This is a genomic window from Methanosarcina sp. Kolksee (assembly GCF_000969945.1).
GTDB classification, from domain to species: domain Archaea; phylum Halobacteriota; class Methanosarcinia; order Methanosarcinales; family Methanosarcinaceae; genus Methanosarcina; species Methanosarcina vacuolata.
In genome coordinates this window covers 2,726,913-2,744,964 of record NZ_CP009524.1, presented here as the reverse complement: position 1 = coordinate 2,744,964, position 18,052 = coordinate 2,726,913, and the positions used below count along the sequence as shown (strand labels likewise).

Annotated in this window: 18 protein-coding genes; 10 read left to right on the top strand and 8 right to left on the bottom strand. The window is 41.6% G+C overall.

Features of this window, described 5'->3' with window-relative positions:
- Positions 1–391: 391 nt before the first annotated feature.
- The 8 genes from MSKOL_RS11355 (at position 392) to MSKOL_RS11325 (ending at position 7,803) form a co-directional block, all read left to right on the top strand.
- Entirely contained in the window at positions 392–1,198 is an 807-nt protein-coding gene (locus tag MSKOL_RS11355) for an indole-3-glycerol-phosphate synthase (RefSeq protein WP_048121022.1), read from the top strand.
- Positions 1,199–1,459: 261 nt separating this feature from the next.
- Positions 1,460–2,665, top strand: coding sequence for a tryptophan synthase subunit beta (trpB, locus tag MSKOL_RS11350; protein ID WP_048123928.1), 1,206 nt, complete (start codon positions 1,460–1,462; stop codon positions 2,663–2,665).
- Between the two features lies 1 nt (position 2,666).
- The gene (trpA, locus tag MSKOL_RS11345) at positions 2,667–3,458 is read left to right on the top strand and encodes a tryptophan synthase subunit alpha (RefSeq protein ID WP_048121019.1); all 792 of its coding nucleotides are present in this window, start codon (positions 2,667–2,669) and stop codon (positions 3,456–3,458) included.
- A gap of 137 nt (positions 3,459–3,595) precedes the next feature.
- On the top strand, positions 3,596–4,693 hold the full coding sequence (gene trpD / locus MSKOL_RS11340) for an anthranilate phosphoribosyltransferase (RefSeq protein ID WP_048156298.1): 1,098 nt from the start codon (positions 3,596–3,598) through the stop codon (positions 4,691–4,693).
- A complete protein-coding gene (locus MSKOL_RS11335; RefSeq protein ID WP_048156295.1) occupies positions 4,690–5,406 on the top strand; it encodes a phosphoribosylanthranilate isomerase in 717 nt (238 codons plus the stop codon). Before trpD ends, MSKOL_RS11335 begins: the two co-directional genes overlap by 4 nt.
- A complete protein-coding gene (gene trpE / locus MSKOL_RS11330) occupies positions 5,393–7,033 on the top strand; it encodes an anthranilate synthase component I (RefSeq protein ID WP_048156291.1) in 1,641 nt (546 codons plus the stop codon). The genes MSKOL_RS11335 and trpE overlap by 14 nt, the downstream gene beginning before the upstream one ends.
- 33 nt (positions 7,034–7,066) lie before the next feature.
- Positions 7,067–7,204, top strand: a complete 138-nt coding sequence (locus tag MSKOL_RS20215) for a hypothetical protein (protein ID WP_156151059.1) — start codon at positions 7,067–7,069, stop codon at positions 7,202–7,204.
- Complete coding sequence (locus MSKOL_RS11325) at positions 7,201–7,803, top strand: aminodeoxychorismate/anthranilate synthase component II (protein WP_048156288.1); 603 nt, start codon at positions 7,201–7,203, stop codon at positions 7,801–7,803. The genes MSKOL_RS20215 and MSKOL_RS11325 overlap by 4 nt, the downstream gene beginning before the upstream one ends.
- 129 nt (positions 7,804–7,932) lie before the next feature.
- Here MSKOL_RS11325 and MSKOL_RS11320 read toward each other — a convergent pair whose 3' ends face one another.
- The 3 genes from MSKOL_RS11320 to MSKOL_RS11315 all read right to left on the bottom strand — a co-directional run bounded on the left by MSKOL_RS11320 (position 7,933) and on the right by MSKOL_RS11315 (position 9,766).
- Entirely contained in the window at positions 7,933–8,685 is a 753-nt protein-coding gene (locus MSKOL_RS11320) for a hypothetical protein (RefSeq protein WP_048156283.1), read from the bottom strand.
- Positions 8,686–9,283: 598 nt separating this feature from the next.
- Positions 9,284–9,421: a hypothetical protein gene (locus tag MSKOL_RS20210; RefSeq protein ID WP_156151058.1), complete on the bottom strand. Its 138-nt coding sequence runs from the start codon at positions 9,419–9,421 to the stop codon at positions 9,284–9,286.
- A 150-nt stretch (positions 9,422–9,571) separates the two neighbouring features.
- Positions 9,572–9,766 (bottom strand): YwbE family protein, encoded by a 195-nt coding sequence (locus MSKOL_RS11315; RefSeq protein WP_048121009.1) that lies wholly within the window; start codon positions 9,764–9,766, stop codon positions 9,572–9,574.
- Between the two features lie 97 nt (positions 9,767–9,863).
- Between MSKOL_RS11315 and MSKOL_RS11310 the strand changes: the two genes are divergently transcribed.
- A complete protein-coding gene (locus MSKOL_RS11310; protein ID WP_048158322.1) occupies positions 9,864–10,157 on the top strand; it encodes a hypothetical protein in 294 nt (97 codons plus the stop codon).
- 180 nt (positions 10,158–10,337) lie between these two features.
- Here MSKOL_RS11310 and MSKOL_RS11305 read toward each other — a convergent pair whose 3' ends face one another.
- Both MSKOL_RS11305 and MSKOL_RS11300 read right to left on the bottom strand, forming a co-directional pair.
- Complete coding sequence (locus tag MSKOL_RS11305; RefSeq protein WP_048156281.1) at positions 10,338–11,096, bottom strand: hypothetical protein; 759 nt, start codon at positions 11,094–11,096, stop codon at positions 10,338–10,340.
- 52 nt (positions 11,097–11,148) lie between these two features.
- Positions 11,149–11,910, bottom strand: a complete 762-nt coding sequence (locus tag MSKOL_RS11300) for a DUF488 family protein (protein WP_231592204.1) — start codon at positions 11,908–11,910, stop codon at positions 11,149–11,151.
- 373 nt (positions 11,911–12,283) lie between these two features.
- Between MSKOL_RS11300 and MSKOL_RS21395 the strand changes: the two genes are divergently transcribed.
- Entirely contained in the window at positions 12,284–12,418 is a 135-nt protein-coding gene (locus MSKOL_RS21395) for a hypothetical protein (RefSeq protein WP_255351929.1), read from the top strand.
- Positions 12,419–12,785: 367 nt separating this feature from the next.
- On the opposite strand, the gene MSKOL_RS11295 is transcribed toward MSKOL_RS21395, so the two are convergent.
- The 3 genes from MSKOL_RS11295 to MSKOL_RS11285 form a co-directional block, all read right to left on the bottom strand.
- Positions 12,786–13,589 carry a hypothetical protein gene (locus MSKOL_RS11295; RefSeq protein ID WP_048156275.1) on the bottom strand — a complete coding sequence of 268 codons (804 nt, stop codon included), beginning with the start codon at positions 13,587–13,589 and terminating at the stop codon, positions 12,786–12,788.
- Between the two features lie 314 nt (positions 13,590–13,903).
- Positions 13,904–15,988, bottom strand: a complete 2,085-nt coding sequence (locus MSKOL_RS11290) for a M13 family metallopeptidase (protein WP_048156271.1) — start codon at positions 15,986–15,988, stop codon at positions 13,904–13,906.
- Between the two features lie 343 nt (positions 15,989–16,331).
- A complete protein-coding gene (locus MSKOL_RS11285) occupies positions 16,332–17,993 on the bottom strand; it encodes an IS1634 family transposase (RefSeq protein ID WP_082091110.1) in 1,662 nt (553 codons plus the stop codon).
- Positions 17,994–18,052 lie beyond the last annotated feature (59 nt).

Genomic DNA, 18,052 nt, shown 5'->3' with positions numbered 1-18,052 from the left:
CAAATTTGCAGTTCAGAAATTGATCCGTAATTTCAGTATCTCAATAATGATTTTTGGCAACAAATACCTTGATATTATACTTGAATAATTCCTAACTTTCCTTACTCAATGGAGTAAAAAACGAAAATCAAACACGTTAGCAGTTCCTTCAAAACAGAATCATTTTTGCGATTTTCTCTTCCTGTTCTGAATAAGTGAGAAGTAGTGCAGTGTTGGAAATGAGCAAGGAATAGACTCTATTCTTGAAATCCAAAATATGTTAAACTGAGCACAAGGATTTCCGGCTTTTACGAAATAAGAATCTCAGTTCATATTGTGCTTATCCAAAACCTTTTTATACAAAGTACTTCATTAGACGTTGATGTACAAAAATATACTTTAGTGATAAATAATGCACGCTTCAATTCTTCACATCCTCAACACAACAAAAACCCGTATACAGGCCCTTGGGCCGCAGACCTCCAGTGAAAGCCAGGAGATGGGATTTGAGAAAAGGGACTTTATTTCGGCTGTGGCAGACGCAAAAGCCGATGGTAGGGTGCCTGTAATTGCAGAGGTCAAGCCCGCATCGCCAGGGCGGACTTTCAGGGATATTCCACCTGCAACGGCTGCCGAGCTTGCATGGGAGATGGAAGAAGCCGGAGCTGTTGCAGTTTCAGTCCTGACCGAGCCTGGGGTGTTCAGGGGATCACTTGAAAACCTGGACTCAGTTAGAAGTAAGGTCTGCTTGCCTGTCCTGAGGAAAGATTTCATTATTGACAGGGTGCAGCTTGAAGAAGCTCAAAGTGATCTTGTACTCCTGATTGCAGGTATCCTTGGAGAAGAACTCGGGACTTTTGTTGAGCTTGCCCTTAAAAAAGGGGTGGAGCCTCTGGTAGAGGTCCACAATAGGAAAGAACTCGATTTAGCTCTGGAAACCGATGCAAGAGTTATAGGAATTAATAACCGGGACTTAGAGACCCTTAAAATCAACCTCGGAACCACAGAAGAGCTGGCTCCCATTATCCGGGAATGTGACCTTGATCACGGAACCAGGCACCTTATAATAAGCGAAAGCGGGATGAACAGCGTACAGGATGTCAGACGGGTAATTCAGGCAGGCGCGGATGCCGTGCTGATAGGTTCCGCACTTATGGAAAGTGATTCTGTTTTTGATAAAACGAAAGAATTCGTCCAGGGCGCTGGTTGGCGTTATTAACTGTTTTTCCAGACTTTTCGGAGCTTTTAGCCTGACTGGACAGGTTGGAAAATCCACTCTAATTCATTCAATATTCATTCAAAATTCATTTAAAATTCATTCAAAGTTTATTCAAAAACTACGCTTACAAACGCGATATCAAAATTATGTTACAGGATTCATCAAAAAGACAAGGGAGTAATTGAATTGACAGAAACTAAAGTTTCAGAATTTCCTGCAAAGGACTCATACTTAAATAAACTCGCAGGTTCGCAGAAGAATTTGAAAAACGGGCAGACAGGCCAGGTAAAAGGAAAATACGGAAAATATGGGGGGCAGTACGTACCAGAAGTCCTCATGCCGGCCTTAGAAGAGCTGGAAGAGGGATACGAACGGTATAAAAATGACCCTGAATTCCTTGCCGAACTTGACCATTACCTGCGGGATTTTGCAGGCAGGGAAACACCTCTTTATTTTGCCAGGAACCTGAGCAAAAAGTACGGGTCAAAGATCTACCTCAAAAGGGAAGACCTTGTGCATGGAGGGGCCCACAAATTAAATAATGCAATAGGACAGGCCCTGCTTGCAAAATACATGGGAAAAACCAGGCTGATTGCCGAAACCGGTGCAGGACAGCATGGGACTGCAACAGCTATGGCAGGGGCAAATCTCGGATTTGAAACTGTTGTCTACATGGGGGCCAGGGATGTCAAACGTCAGCAGATGAACGCCTACCGCATGGAACTCATGGGCACTGAAGTAGTACCCGTGGAATCCGGTTCAAAAACCCTTAAGGATGCTATTAACGAGGCTTTCAGGGACTGGGTCACGAACATAGAAAACACGCATTACCTCATAGGATCGGTTGTAGGGCCTCATCCCTATCCTGTAATAGTAAGGGATTTCCAGAGCGTTATAGGTCGTGAAGTAAAGGAACAGATTTTGCAAAAAGAAGGGTGTATGCCTGATTCCATTATTGCCTGTGCAGGCGGCGGAAGTAATGCAATGGGGATCTTCTACCCCTTTATTGAGGATAAGGATGTCAAACTGATTGCTGTCGAAGCCGGAGGAAAAGCCCTTAAATGTACGGAAAAAGCCGCCCTTCACTCAGCCTCTCTCTGTGCAGGAGAAGAAGGTATCCTGCACGGTGCAAGAACAAAAGTACTGCAGGATAAAAACGGGCAGATCCTTGAATCCGAATCCGTTTCCGCAGGGCTTGACTACTCAGGGGTAGGGCCTGAACTGGCTTACCTGTCCGAAATCGGCCGGGTTACAGCCAGATATGCAACTGATGATGAAGCACTTGGAGCTTTCCATGAACTGAGCAGGCATGAAGGAATAATTCCTGCACTGGAATCTTCCCATGCCCTTGCTTACCTGAAGAAAGCCTCAGAAGCCGGAGAACTGGGAGATGTAGTGGTTGTAAACCTGTCTGGAAGAGGCGATAAGGATCTGGAAACCGTCCTTAGCCTGAGAGGAGGGATCTAAAATGGAAAGGCAAAAAATTTCCGAAAAATTCTCAGAACTCAGGGAGAAAAAGGAAGGTGCTCTGATCTGTTACGTAATGGCAGGAGACCCGTCCTCAGAAAAAACCGGGGAGATTGTAAAAGCTCTGGTGAACGGAGGTGCGGATATCATAGAACTCGGTTTTCCCTTTTCAGACCCTGTAGCGGACGGCCCGACAATCCAGGTGGCAGGACAGAGGTCACTTGCAGCAGGCATGGACACACAGCGTTATTTTGAGCTCATTAAAACCCTGGATGTTGGGATTCCACTTGTCTGCATGACCTATTACAACCCTGTATTCAGGTATGGAGTGGAAAAATTTGTGGAAAAGGCTGCAGATGCCGGAATAAGCGGACTGATAGTACCCGATATCCCTGTAGAAGAAGCGGCTGACCTGAAAAATAGCTGCGAAAAGCACGGGCTTGACCTGATCTTTCTAATTGCGCCTACAACAACCGAGGGAAGAATCCAGAAAATCCTGGAAAGAGGATCAGGTTTCCTTTACCTTGTTTCGAGGCTTGGGGTCACTGGAGCCAGGGAAGATGTCTCATCCTCCACCAGAGAGCTGCTTTCCAGAGTAGAAACCGGGCTTCCTAAGGCTGTGGGATTCGGGATCTCAACAGGAAAACAGGCTGCAGAAGTTAGAGACGCCGGAGCAGATGCAGTTATAGTCGGCTCGGCTTTTGTCAAGATTATAGAGGAAGGAAAAGACGTAAACGAAAGGCTGGAAGCTCTTGCAAAGGAACTCAAATCCGGAATCAGAAGAGCCAGTTAAAGGAAATGGTCCGGAATCAGAAGAGCCAGTTAAAGAGAAATAATCCGAAAAATCAAGAACATCAACAGTTGAGAAGATTTTGAATATTGAATTACATTGGAAAAGAAGAAATCAGGAGTTCAAAGGAGTGAGGAGTAATGCAAAAATACATTCAAAAGCTGGAAGAAGGGCACGATCTGAGCCCCGAAGAAGCTGAAGCTGCAATAGATAAAATTCTGAGTACAGCACAGGATGAGGAAATCGGAAGATTTCTGCTTGCTCTGAGGGCAAAGGGTGAAAAGCCCGAAGAAATCGCAGGCTTTGTAAGGGGAATGAAAAAAGCCGGAAACACTATCCGGCCTAAAACATCTTTCAGGCTTGTTGATACCTGCGGGACAGGAGGAGACGGCCTTAATACAATCAATATCTCGACAGCAGCCGCAATTGTTACTGCTGCAGCAGGTGTTCCTGTAGCCAAGCATGGAAACCGGGCTGCCACTTCAATGTCAGGGAGTTCGGATGTACTTGAAGCCCTGGGAATTAAAATTGACCTGGAGCCCGAAGCTGTCAGGCAAACAATCGAAGAGATAGGAATAGGGTTCATGTTTGCTCCGGTTTTTCATCCGGCTATGAAGAGGGTTGCAGGGATAAGGAAAAAACTCGGAGTCCGCACGGTTTTCAACATTCTTGGGCCCCTGACCAACCCGGCAGGTGCTAAAGGGCAGGTGATAGGGGTCTTTGATAAAAAACTCTGTGAACCAATAGCCTGTGCTCTTGCGGAACTCGGGACCGAGCATGCTCTTGTTGTGCACGGAAACGGAATGGATGAGATCACAAACACGGGTGAAACCTATGTTGCGGAGTTAAAAGACGGCAAGGTTTCAACCTATACGCTGATCCCGGAAGATCTTGGCATGTTGCAGGCAAATCCCGAGGATATAAAGGGTGGTACTCCAAAAGAAAATGCAAGAGACCTGCTGTGCATCTTTAAAGGTCAGAAAGGGCCTAAAAGAGACATTGTAGTCCTGAATGCGGCTGCCGCCCTTTATGTAGGCGGGATAGTAGGTTCTATCCGGCAAGCAATTCCTATTGCCGAGGATGCCATTGACAGTGGAAAGGTCATGGTTAAATTCAACCAGTTCAAGACTTTTACTTCGGGGTTTAGACAGAAAAGTAAGGGAAGTCTTTCGGGAAAAAGCATGTCAATGCGCTCAAAAACGTCCATATTAAGCCCGGCCTCGGGAGAGAGGGCATGACAGCGAAAGTGAAAACGAGAATAAAGATCTGTGGGATCCGCAGCCCTGAAGAAATCGAACTCGCAGCCTTTTACGGAGCCGATGCAGTTGGGTTTATTACAGAAGTTCCTGTCGAGAGCCCAAGAAAGCTCGATTCCGATACTGCTGCCTACCTCGTATCCAGAGTCCCTGAAACCATGAGTTCCGTACTGGTTATAATGCCTGAAAACGCGGATACTGCCGTAGGTCTGATTAAAAAAATAAAACCCGATATCGTGCAGATCCACTCCAGGCTGCCACTTCTCGAACTTGAAATAATAAAAGAAAAAACGGGCATCCCTATTATAAAAACTCTGTCCGTACCTGCACAGGGAGAGGCATCAAACGAAGGTTCCGGAAATCCGACTTCTGTCTCAAGCCTGCTTGAAGAGGTCAGTCTTCTGGAAGAAGCCGACATTGTAGATTCCATTCTGCTTGATACGGCAAAGTCCGAAAAGCCCGGAGGCACAGGTTGTGTGCACGACTGGACTCTGAGCCGGCGAATCTTAGAAGAAACGCGGCTTCCCCTTATCCTTGCAGGCGGGCTCAAGCCTGAAAACGTACGGGAAGCAATCAGGGCTGTTTCGCCTTATGCTGTAGACACGGCATCTGGGGTTGAGACCTGCGGGAAAAAAGATGCCGTAAAAATCAAAAGTTTTATTGAAGAAGTGAGGTGTGCCAATGCTTTCCTTTGACTTTGGAAAAGAAGAATTCAAAGAGCTTGCATCAGGAGTAAGCCAGCCAGGCTTTATCCAGCTCCTTGCAAGAATCGATAATGTTACATGTTCTCCTCTTGAACTTTACCGCGCCCTGCGGGCCTCAGGGACCTCAGGTTATTCGTACCTGCTGGAATCAGTGGAAAAACAGGAAACTAAGGCAAGGTACTCTTTTGTTGGAAATGATCCTGATGCCGTAGTTAGGATAAGTGACAGGAAAATTTCCCTTGAACTCCTTAACCCAAATGCGTCTCCTTTTTTTGAAGAAGCTCGGTCGAAAATCAAAGATACCTGTGGGTGTGAAACCATAGAGGAGAATCCGGAGAAAGAAAACTCAGAACTGAGAAACTTAAAATTCACGGCTCCAATTCCTGAGGGAAAAGATGGTTTCGATGCCCTTCGCCTGGTTTTTCCTCCTGGAAATGGGATGGGACTCCTGAACGCAAAACGTTTTGACAGGCAGACTTTCCTGGGCGGGGCCATAGGATATACGGCTTATGATGCTATTTATGATAGCTGGTTAGGGGTCAAAAAAGGCTTTGAGTCCGAAATTCCGGAACTTCAGTACCTGATGGTTTCAAAAACGTTTGTTTTCGACCATATAACTGAAGAGATATCTATCGTGGTCACTCCTTTCGTAAATACGGGTTTGGATGCCGGAGAAATCTATGAAGAAGCTCTTCTGGAAGCCGAAAAACTCTATGCCATACTCAAAGAAGCTGCACTCTCAGGAAACTCAGCAGAAGTTGCAATACCAGGCGGATCAATCTTTCCAGGCTTACCTGTTTCGGACTGCAATGCCGGAAAACAGAAGTTTGAGGACTCGGTAGTCCAGGCGAAAGAGCATATTTTTGCAGGAGATATCTTTCAGGCAGTCCTTTCCAGAAAATGCGAGTTTACGCTCGAACAGTCGCCTTTTGAACTTTATATGCAGCTTCGGGCAATTAATCCAAGCCCTTACATGTACATTTTTGAGTTCGGAGACCTGGCAATTGTCGGGGCAAGCCCTGAAACTCTGCTGACTGTCCATGAAAGGACTCTAATCACAAACCCGATTGCAGGCACCTGCCCCCGTGGAAAAACCGAAGCCGAAGATGAGGCCTTTGCTGCACACATGATGCATGATGAAAAAGAAAGGGCTGAACACGTGATGCTTGTCGACCTTGGGAGAAACGATGTAAGAATGGTTACGGAAAGCGGCTCGGTGAAGGTTTCCGAATTCATGAAAGTCCTGAAGTATTCCCATGTCCAGCATATTGAAAGTAAGGTTATAGGCACTCTGAGACCGGAATGTGACCAGTTCGATGCTTTCAGGGCAATATTTCCGGCAGGAACGCTCTCAGGAGCTCCGAAAATCCGCGCCATGGAAATTATTTCCGAACTTGAAACTTCCCCGCGAGGGATATACGGGGGAGGAGTCGGATATTATAGCTGGAACGGAGACGCCGATTTTGCAATCGTAATTCGGACCATTATTGTACAGGGTAAGAAAGCATCAGTGCAGGCCGGAGCTGGAATCGTAGCTGATTCTGATCCTGGTTATGAATTCAGGGAAACCGAACGTAAGATGGGAGCAATGCTTGCGGCAATCGAAGGAGAAGTTTAAAACAATTTGTTAAGTGATTCTGGGGTGAAATTTATGAAAAGAAGTTCAGATAGGGACGTTTTACCGAAAAAAACTCAAGGAAACGGGCTTTTCATGAAAGGGGAGGTTAAAGGAGAGATACGAGGAGAAAATGAACTAAAAATGATAAGTTCAGGAGGTGTTTTCAGATGAAAGTGGTTTTCATAAACAACAAGGATTCCTTTGTATGGAATCTTGTAGATTATATCTCTTATTTCGAAAAAGATACTCTGGTACTTCCCAATACGGTTTCCCTTGAGGAACTCAGGGATATTAAACCTGATGCTCTGGTTATTTCGCCGGGCCCAGGGAATCCTTCAGACCCCAGGGACATAGGAAATTGCCTGGACATAATCAGGGAAATGGGCAGGGAAATTCCCCTTCTTGGAGTCTGCCTTGGACATCAGGCAATCAATGTGGCTTTTGGCGGAGTCGTCCGAAGAAGCAAGGTCGGCCCGGTGCATGGAAAAAGTTCGAAGATTCTGCATGAGGACTCTGCATTATTTTCAGCCTTTGATGGCCCATTCGAAGCAGGCCGTTATCATTCACTTGAGATTGGGGAGCCTGCGCCCGGGATAAAAGTTACCGCCAGGGCTGAGGACGGGAGCATTATGGCAGTTGAACATGTAAAGTATCCAATCTATGGCCTGCAGTTCCACCCCGAATCCGTGCTTACTCCCAATGGGCTGAAAATAATAGAAAGTTTTCTGGAAATTTCCAAAAATTATAATAAAAAACATCCGGCTGTGTAAGCAGCCAGAAATTTTCCCGGAAATTTTTTCCTGATTACCAGTATCATTTTTCTGATTCTCAGGCTAATTTTTCCTGATTACCAGTATCATTTTTCTGATTCTCAGGCTAATTTTTCCTGATTACCAGGCTCACATTTCCTTTTTAGCAGCCTCAGTTTCAGGCTCCTGCTCCTCTCCTTCTTCCTCTTCCTCAAAGAATTCCTCTTCTGTGAATTCCTCATTGGGCTTTGCCGCATAACCTGCAGGTTGAAGGTTCTGAAGCTCTGAGAATTGACTTACGGTCTGGGCGATAAGCTGTGGATATTTTTCAATCTGTTCCCTTGTAACAAACCCCGAGGCTTCGGAGTATTCTATAATTTCTTCTCTTGCTTCTTTTGCGTCCTTGGTTAAATCTTCAAGCTGCTGCCGGTTTGCAAGATAAGCCATTTCCTCAATTGACATGGTCGTCCAGAGGGTTACAACTTCCATTTTCTTTTCTACCGCACCCATCCCTATCATTTTAAGCGTATCGAGTGCAATTTTTGCAGATTCAAGCATCTGGAACTGTACCGCTCCTTTTCCTATTTCCTGTACAGCTTTTGAAAAAGACCACATTGCATTGGAAAAGCCCTTGTCAAGTGCGGTTTCAGAAAGAGAGTTAAGGTCACTAAGAGCCGTGGACGCAACGTTCTCGATCTTTTTCTGGATTGCTTTATTACCAATATTCCGGAGTGAGATCGCGACTCGCTTTAAATCTTTCTCTAAATTCCCTTCGAGCAACTCTTGCCCGAATTCCCGGAGGTACTCAGCATATTGGAGCGCATCATATTCATTCTTTTCTCTTATTGCTCGTTCTCCAGATTCTCCAAGTTCAATAGCCTTTTGTTCGTTCAGTGAGAACATATTAAAACCCCTTTCCAGTAAAATTCGTTAAAAATTATTGGATTTTAAAAATTTAAGTATTTATATAGGTTTACTCAGATATTAGTCTTCCTATAATTTTCAAAATATGTAGGGAACTTTAAGATTACTATTTAAAATTATACTTTATTTATATGTTTACCTGGTAAAAACTGAGATTAAAACTGAAATTTAAACTGAAATTAAAATTGAGATTAAAATTGGGATTAAAATAAAAACTGATCTGAGTTATAGACATAGCTACAAAATAGAAAGAGTTAAATACATTTCATGCATAATATATATCATCTGAGTAAAAAACTCACGCCGGATTTCTGGCATATTTCCCTGCGTGAGTAAGTCAACCTCCGAGGTAGGGGGAAGGGTTCTACTCCTTACCTTCCTCCTACCTGAACAATTGTGTTGTATGCTAAATGCAGTCTAAATCTAAATGGCTCTTATAACATTTCACTTTGAAACCTCAAGCACTTATCAAGGAAGCAATAATTTGCTTTAGAGTAAAACTTTAGTAATTTATTTAAAACTTATGGTTTCAAAGAAGTGAGAAACTTTCGAAGAGTACTCGGGACTTATTTCAGCTTTACCGGGAACTCCTCTCTAGAACACTTTTCTCCCTTAATTCAGCAATTTTTTCACCTGAATAGGACTGTTTATTCTCTTCACATGTTCGCTCAGGAATTTCAATGGTTTCAGTTACGCCCGTATTTTCATCATCCAAATCAGTGGAGTCCAAAGAATATGGAACAATTTCAACCTCAATATTTTCAGATTTTATATCCCCAGAAAAGTCTGCATCAACAACTCACACTGTTATCAATTTTTAAAAAGAGCTGTCTTTAATTTATCCCTATAATTTGTCCTGTAGCTTTCAATAAATTTCCTTGACTCTTCCAACCTGGCCATCCGTTAACTGAACTTTTATTCCGTGTGGATGCGTTGAAGAGTTGGTTAAAATTCTTTTTACAATGCCCTGGGTAATTTTTCCGGTCCTCTGGTCTGCTTTCAGGACAATTCCGACATTCATCCCTTCTTTAATGTTTGCTCTGACAGTACCGTTGCTCATGGCAGAAGGTAAGTTCAGGATTATATAAAAGTGTACGTTTGAAAAAACAACTTTGAATTTGAAAAAGTATAACCTTACTGTTGCATCCTGGTCGTTCTTGTCCCGCTCGCGAAGCGAAGCGGCTTTTCTTAATGACAGACGAACAAAACAAGAAATGATTTGGCGTGTTGATGCCCTCTTTGCCTTTGCCGACTCAATTGAAGCTAAAGTTACAGCGGCTAGGGAAAAAACGGAAAAACTAAGGCAGTCCATTCTTGCAAAAGCATTTTCCGGTCAACTTGTTGAGACAGAGGCTGAGATTGCAAGAAGAGAAGGCAGGGATTATGAGACGGCGGAGGTTTTGCTTGAGAGGATAAAAGCAGAGAAAGGGATAAAAGATAAGAAAAAATAACAGTGCTGCTTTTTGAAGTTCAGTCTCTTTCTTTTTGCATTAAGGAAAAGGCTGGCTGCCTGGCAGCCGGTGAGAGCGTCGGTACACAATATAAAAAATCATCCGTTCCTGATTTGAATAAGAAAAATGCGTATATGTGGTTCCTAAAGTTACTATTAGAAATGGAAAAACCCTTAACTTTCAAAAATCAAAAAGGTTCTTTTGCTTTTCGTCTTTCTTCTTAAAGTAGAAAATTCCTATAATCATCCAGGTTTTAAAACGGAAGTGAGTTCCCATTACAAAATAAAGGTCTCTTTCCTGCATGGAATCAAAAAATTTATACCTGATTTTTTCTTCTACGGATGCCGGATCTATGTCTGTCCGCATGACGTTTCTTGCAAGTTCATTAAGTTCCCAGTCAAGGAGAATGATCTGGTGTCCTTTGCAGGTGGGATCATTTTTGCATCTGAAATGATATCTTAATTCGACAGGCATTTTGACTTTTTCTCTTTTCTCGACCAGATAATCGCCCATCAAATTGAAATACTGCTGCCGGTCGTATATTTCAGTGCTATTTATTTCGATCTTTACGTCTAAAAGTTCAGGCTTAACTACTCCAAGACTTGCGTTTTCTTCTTTTAATTTTTCAATTGAACTCACTTTTGACTTGAGTAAATTTCTTAGCTCTTCGTCCTCAACAGGGAAATGCAGATTCTTATAGCTGATTTGCTTTCTGCTTTCTCTTCTTTGATCGTTATCCGGTTCCGTCAGGACAACTTCTATCCGGTCTTTCTTCTTAAAATCAATTAACTTTTCCCCATAGCTAAATTCAAAAGGATAAACTCTCCTGAATTCTCCCTTCTCATTTATTCCGGCAACACATACAAGATATCCATGCTTTCTACTTTCTTCTGGTGTAGCCCTCACCAGAACTAAGATTTTCTCGGTTTCCTGTTTCAATCAGGAGAAACCTCCAAAAAATAAAATAATAGTTTTACATCTTTTATGTGTTTCAGATATTTAAAACTTTTACATTTTCTTTCTGAACTATGTTTCTTGCAATAACTCCACGATGGCACATATTTACATCGGCTTCGAAGCACATTAGAGCTACACGGTGGCTTCGGCCTAATTCCACAATATTATCTAAAAGTTCGGGATTGTCTTTTATTGTTGTTTTTTCGTAGTACTCAAAGAGTTTTTCGTAATCTTTGAGTGTGAGAAGGTCTTTTCTTTTTTCCCCTTCTATACCAAGTTCGGGGATGTGGAGGTATCGAATCTCCGAGTTTTCGAGATAATTTTTAAGGCTATTTTTTGTGAAATCGAATTTCATGCTGAAAGGATTTTTCCTGACATCAACAAGAACATCTATGGCATTCTGAATTAAGATATCAAGGAAAAGGTCAATATCTCTTCCTTCGTAACCGATAGTGAAAAGGCCAGGATCATATTTTACATTTTTTTGAGGGGGAAGAAGTTTGCTTCTTATGGTATAATCAGGAAATTTTCGATATACGTATTCCATAATTTCTTTTTCTGAGTCGAATTTTCTAACAACCCGATTTATTTTCAATGTTGCTTTCTGGTCAATTCCTTTCAAGGCTACTTTCCCTTTTTCGGTTAATTCAATTTTCTTTTCCTTTTCTATGATATAGCCCTCTTTTTGTAGTGTGGAGATATCTGTATAGCAAACATTGGAAAAAGGTCCGTAATGATGAGGAAAAAAATGATAGAATTTCATTAATTTGTCTATTTTTTCTACGTGGGATGACAAAAAAAGACTCTTCGTTATCATTAACCTGGAAGATAAGTCTCTCTCGTGGAGTCTGTCTATAGTGTAAAGAAGAGCCCTTTGTTTATGATTTAGATTTTTCATTAAATTACCAGATATCTTGCTTGTTTATATTAATAGAATTTTCATTTGATTTTTATATAACTTTTTGAATTAGCAAATTTTTGTGAATTTTGACTAGATGATTTTTTTAATTAATCAATTTATTAAATGTAATTCTGACAGAATTATAGATTTCTACGGTAACATTAAGTTTTAGGTCCAATAAGAATTCACGTAGTTAAAATGTCAATTTCGAAAAGGAGAGAATGAGGAGAGAGCGTTGGTCCTTCGAGATTCTATTTAATCCTGATGCTTGAATAAAGTTATTTTCAGGGGACTAGAGACAGAAGCTGAGATTGCAAAAAGAGAAGGCAGGGATTATGAGACAGCGAAGGTTTTGCTTGAGAGGATTAAGAAGAAGTGGGGGGAAGGTGAGAAAAAACGATAATATTGCTGCTTTTTCGGATTTAATCTTTTTTTTCCTTTTTTTCTGAAAGGCCGCCCGCTTCGCGGTCGTTGAGTACTCGGGGGTCCAAAAATCTATACACATCTGCGGTTCAAAAACTCAAAATTAAATGTTTTTCTAAACGCTGGTTGCCAGAGTTTCTAATATCTCAAAAATACAGCCAGCAATTTCATGCTCAGAATCATGTTCATAATCATTTACTTGTAGAGACAAGGCTGAAATTGTAAATTTCTGAGATTACAAATTTCTGAGATTACAAATTTCTGAGATTACAAATTTCTGAGATTACAAATTTCTGAGATTACAAATTTCTGAGATTACAAATTTCTGAAATTACAAATTTCTGAGATTAAACTTTATGAAAAATTCGGGATACTATATAACCATAAACTATGGAATCACCGAGAATTTCGAATATGTGGTATGGAGCGACCTGGCTGAATGCATTTGCCTGTGTAAGACTTGAAAGGAGCGGTATGAAGGCGCCTGGAATAAATAGTAGAGTTGCAGCCACTTTGAAATTCAGGTTCTTCTGCTTTTTCAGGCTGGCAAAAACTGCTGCAAGGACAATGGCATATATTGCACCTCTCACTAGCTCAAGCGGGAACATAAGTGAGAAAGAGGGGACTGAAAGGCCGTTTTGAGGGTTTGTGTATATGGGGATCACGAAAGGTGATATGATGAGACCGAATGTTAGGTACACCGGAAAATAGACAAGGGATGCGGCTATAATACGCAGTACATAATGTTCATTTGCTCTCACGTGTTCACGGATGGCATTTATCAGAGTCATGTTGCCTTCAGGTTTCAGAATATAGATTGCAAGAGCCGTTTGGATTAAAGTGGTAAATAACGAAACTGTGACGGCGGCTACCAGAGTAAAAGTTGTATTGAATACATCTGTGAAGAAGTATGCCTCAATGAAGTTGTTAAGGCTCGCGACAACAAACAGCGTTATGCATGTCAGAAAGTACGTGTCCCTTTTTCTGAGGTTGAGCTCAGGCATAAACCATGTAAAGTAAAATGCGAGAATTATTGAACTTAATATAGCAATCGTGAGTGTTTCCCTATTAATATTGCCTTTTGTAATTAAGTGCTGAATACAGGCTATGGTCGCAAAAGCAATCGATAGGATTATGACTTTTTTGTCCATGATCTGCTCTTCTTCCCGATACTACTTTAATTACTTTCTGGTGCATCGATTCTAGACTACATCCATAAACCCAAACTTCAAAATCCGTCTACGATGAACAAATTCCTCACAATCCTCACAAAATAATGGATTTATGTGGGAATCGTAGCACTATAACTGAACGGGGTGGCCTATCTTTTGCCGGGTCCCCACAGGTTCACTGCATAACCTCAAAGCAGAGTAGAGCTGCCAACAGGTACTATCGTTCAGGGTTCATGACTTTTCATAGGTGCTGTATTTCGCCTTCAGAAACGAAACGGCTTCCAGCGATAATTTTACCATATCACCGGCCTCTCACTTTCTGGTCTGTAGAGTTTATCCGAGTGCTTTACGCTCGGGAACGCCCTGTAAAACTCAGGCACGTTGAAAACAACTCCATTGACCCTGAACCTGGCTGGTGAATGGGTATCAGTCAGTGCTAACGTCCTAAGTGATTCGTTTGTGTCCGATTCTCTCCATACCTGGGTGAAGCTTAAAAAGAACCTCTGGTCTCCAGTGAATCCATCAATCATTTCCGGATCTTCCTTCAATGAGAGCTTATAAGCGTGATAGGCTACAGTCAATCCGCCAAAATCTGCTACGTTCTCAGGCAGGGTCAGGTCCCCATTGACGTACAGGCCAGGCAAAACCTCGAACCTGTTATACTCGTCCACCAGAACCTCCGTGCTTTTGTTGAAGTTATTGGCATCTTCTGGTGTCCACCAATCCGTCAAATTTCCACTTGCATCGAACTTTCTTCCCTGGCTGTCGAAATGGTGAGTCATCTCGTGTCCTATAATAGCACCTATGGCACCGTAATTAACAGCGTCATCAGCGTCCTTATTGAAGAAAGGAGGCTGAAGAATGCCTGCCGGGAAGACTATAATTATTTTATTGTAGTCCGCATAGGCGTTAGTCTCCTGGGGATTCATCTCCCACAACTTGCGATTTACAGGCTGGCCTATTCTATCCAGACCGCCTGGACCGTGATAGAACTTGAATTTAGAAGTCCTGAGCACATTCATGGCATATGAATCGTTTTTAACTTCAAGCTCTGAATAGTTCAGCCATTCATCTGGGTAGCCTATCTGCACATCCAGAACTTCAAGCTTTTTGAGGGCTTCTTTTTTGGTTTCAGGCTTCATCCATGCCAGGTTTTGAATTCTCTCTCCGAAGGCCTTCTTCAGGTTGAATACCATCTCCTGCATCCTGGCCCTGGAACCTGGGTCAAAATATCTATCTACATAGACACGGCCTACGGCCTCGCCCATAGCCTCATTTTCCGCTTCAATAACTCTCTTCCAGCGGGGCTTCATCTCCTGCTGGCCATTGAGTTTTCGTCCATAAAAATCAAAGTGCTCCTCCTCTACTTCGGGGCTCAGGTAAGGAGACGTACCTAAAATCAGCTTCCAGCGCAGGAAAGTCTTCCAATCGGCTATGCTCTCGTCCTGAAGGGCGCTGCTTAGCTCTTTAAAAAAAGAAGGATTTCTGACGTTGACCTCGGTTACATCCGGATAACCCAGAGAGCTAAAAAGGCAGGACCAGTTAATGCCTGGTGCAAAGGCCTGAAGCTCCTCAATGCTCATCTTGTTATACGTTTTGACCTCATCGTGGTCTTCAACATTGGTAAAGGATGCATTGGCCAGCCTGGTCTCTATCCTCATCACAGTCCTGGCATTATTTTCAGCAACCTCTGGACTATCGCCGAGGAAGGCAAACATCCTGGTAACATGAGTCAAATACTGTTCTCTGATTTTAATAGATTCATTGTCCTGTCTGAAATAGAAATCTCTATCCGGAAGGCCTAGCCCTCCCTGAGTAAGGGTAGCAATCATGATCTTGCTGTTCTTCTTGTCAGGTGCAGCATATATTGAAAAGAAAGGATCCAGGCCGTACTCCATCATTTGTGTTGAGACTGACTGAAGATCGGAATCACTGGAGATATTGTCTATCATCTTCAGCTCGCCTTTGATTGGGTCAAGATGCTGCTTTTCCAGAGTGGCATTATCCATTCCCATATTGTAGAACTCGCCGATCTTCTGCTCGAGGCTTCCATAAGGAGCTGAGGTATTGCTGGCTGCACTCTCCAAAATTCCTTTGACACGGTCATAAGTCCTGTCCTCTACTATTGCAAACTCTCCGTATCGGGACTTATCCGGGGGCACAGGGTGGTTTTTGATCCAGTCTCCCTCAGCATATTCATAGAAGTCGTCTCCAGGTTTTACTGAGAGATTCATACTTTCGGGGTCGAAAGCTTTTTCCTTTTCTGAAGTGCTCATGTTACTCCTCAAGGTTTCAGAAGAACCAAAAGCCACAAGGATTAAAGCGTTAACCAGTACGATGACAAAAGCGAACAGACCTATTACTCTCTTCTTTTCCATGCCCCCTCAACTCCTATATTTAAACTCTGTATAAATCTTTAATCTTGCAGTATCGGATACATAAGTATAGGATACATATTGGAGTACAAAATCACACAGAATAGACGTTGTGATCAAGTTAACTACAAAATTCTGTTTAGATACTGCTTTTTAACTGTAATCTTGCCATACCACAAGCTGTCCACAAGTCCTATTGCTCCCGTTATAGAACATAATTATTCCCATAATTATTTTAAACTACTGATACTAAAACTTTGCTTTCAAAGATGAGTGATTTTACGTTATCCTGCGGCTTTATCTGTGTATGCCTAACAAAAGAATAATCCTACCAACAACGATTCCATTACGATGGCAGATATTTCTCCATATTCAGAAAAGAAAATAACGATGCTTGTTTAGTGTCCATTTCTTCCACAATAATTTTGCTTTTTTTGGATTCTTTTTCCTGAACTACTGCAATCTTAATTTCAGACAGTTTTTCAATCAGTTGTTTCATAGAAAACCCATATATCTTTGCTTCCCAGGCCAAATATCTGTAGAAAAGCAGGCCAATCATAGCCAAAAATACATGAACCCTTATATTTTCATCCTTGTGGTGATACACTGGTCCTACAGGGACAAGTAAATGATCGTTCAACAGCTTAAAATCGTCTTCAACAAGATTTTTACTGTTATATGTTTTCACTATCTTTTTAGTATGCCACTCCTGCTTATCCGTAAACAGAATATTCTTACCAAACGTTTTTTCACACCTTTTTTCGTTTTCCTCATCAACCCAGAACTTCAACTGAGGTTTTTTCTTACCTTCAGGAGCTTCAATTATTTCGTATTTTATGACAGTCCTGAATTTTTTCAGAATAATTTCTGAAACTTCATTTTCGACACTGCTTCTGTTTCTCTCTTTTCCTTTACTGCTTTCTAATCTTCTCTGCAGGTCTTGGAGTTGATCAATTATTTTTGATTTGTTTGTTTCATAAGTGCTTTTTTGAAGTTTGTAAGTCCCTTCATTATAGGTAATTACGGTTATGAATTCTGTTCCGTAGAACTGATGTTTTGTCCTATATCCAAAAATCTCGTTACCTTTTGTGTTTTTATACAAGTAATTATACCTTGAAAGTGGAACATCAAGGAGTTCCTCAGCCTGATTTGCTTTTGCGGCTCCTACAAAACTCATTTTTGAGATTACCTTTTCAATGTTATCCTTAGAGTTGTTACCTTTATCGAAAACAAGAACAAGATCTTCAGAACAGATATTTAATTCAGTCAGTCGATTTATGATTTTGTCTACAATGCCCGAAAATTCTTCCGAATCAGGAACATTTCCAGGATAAGTTTCGTGAATAAAGGGTATATTGTTTTCATTTACAGCCAGTGATACACAAATTTGATTTTTGTCTTTACGATGCTTTTTGTTATATCCTTTATGAAGCAGTTCACTTTTTTCGTCATAATTGGTTGCATGGGTAAACCAGTTTGATTCATCAACAAACATTATTGATGGAGTTAACCCCTTCTCAACAAGAATCCGACAAAGGTCGTCTTCAATCTTTTTCATCGTATCTGAATCAATGTAACTCATTTGGTTCAGGAAATTCTGGCAATTTAGTTTGTGAGGAAACTTCCACATGAAAGATATTGGGGATTTTTTGAACCAGTCTTCGATCCCGTTTTCACTTAAAATGCCGTGACTTTTCCCAATTATATCGAGTAAAAGGTATTCTCCAACACTCAATCCATCTATTAATTTTTTGTCAGTATGCTTGTTTACTATGTCAATGAATCCAAGTTCTTCATTTACATGAAGGAGTGCGGCAAGCTTGCCGTACTCAAAAGACTTAAGTTTATCATAAGGCATCGATTCACATTGTTTTTTCATTTCAAGTATTTTTTCTGCACTACCCAGATAAATCTGAAAAACAGTCTTTACCTTTCCGTTAACCCTGGCAGCTTCTACAATGTACCAGTAAGGTTTGCCTTTGATAAGTTTCTTTCTCAAAAATACCATACTCTTTAATTAGGATCAACCTTTATATATACTTTTCTAAGTAAATCATTATCAATAGA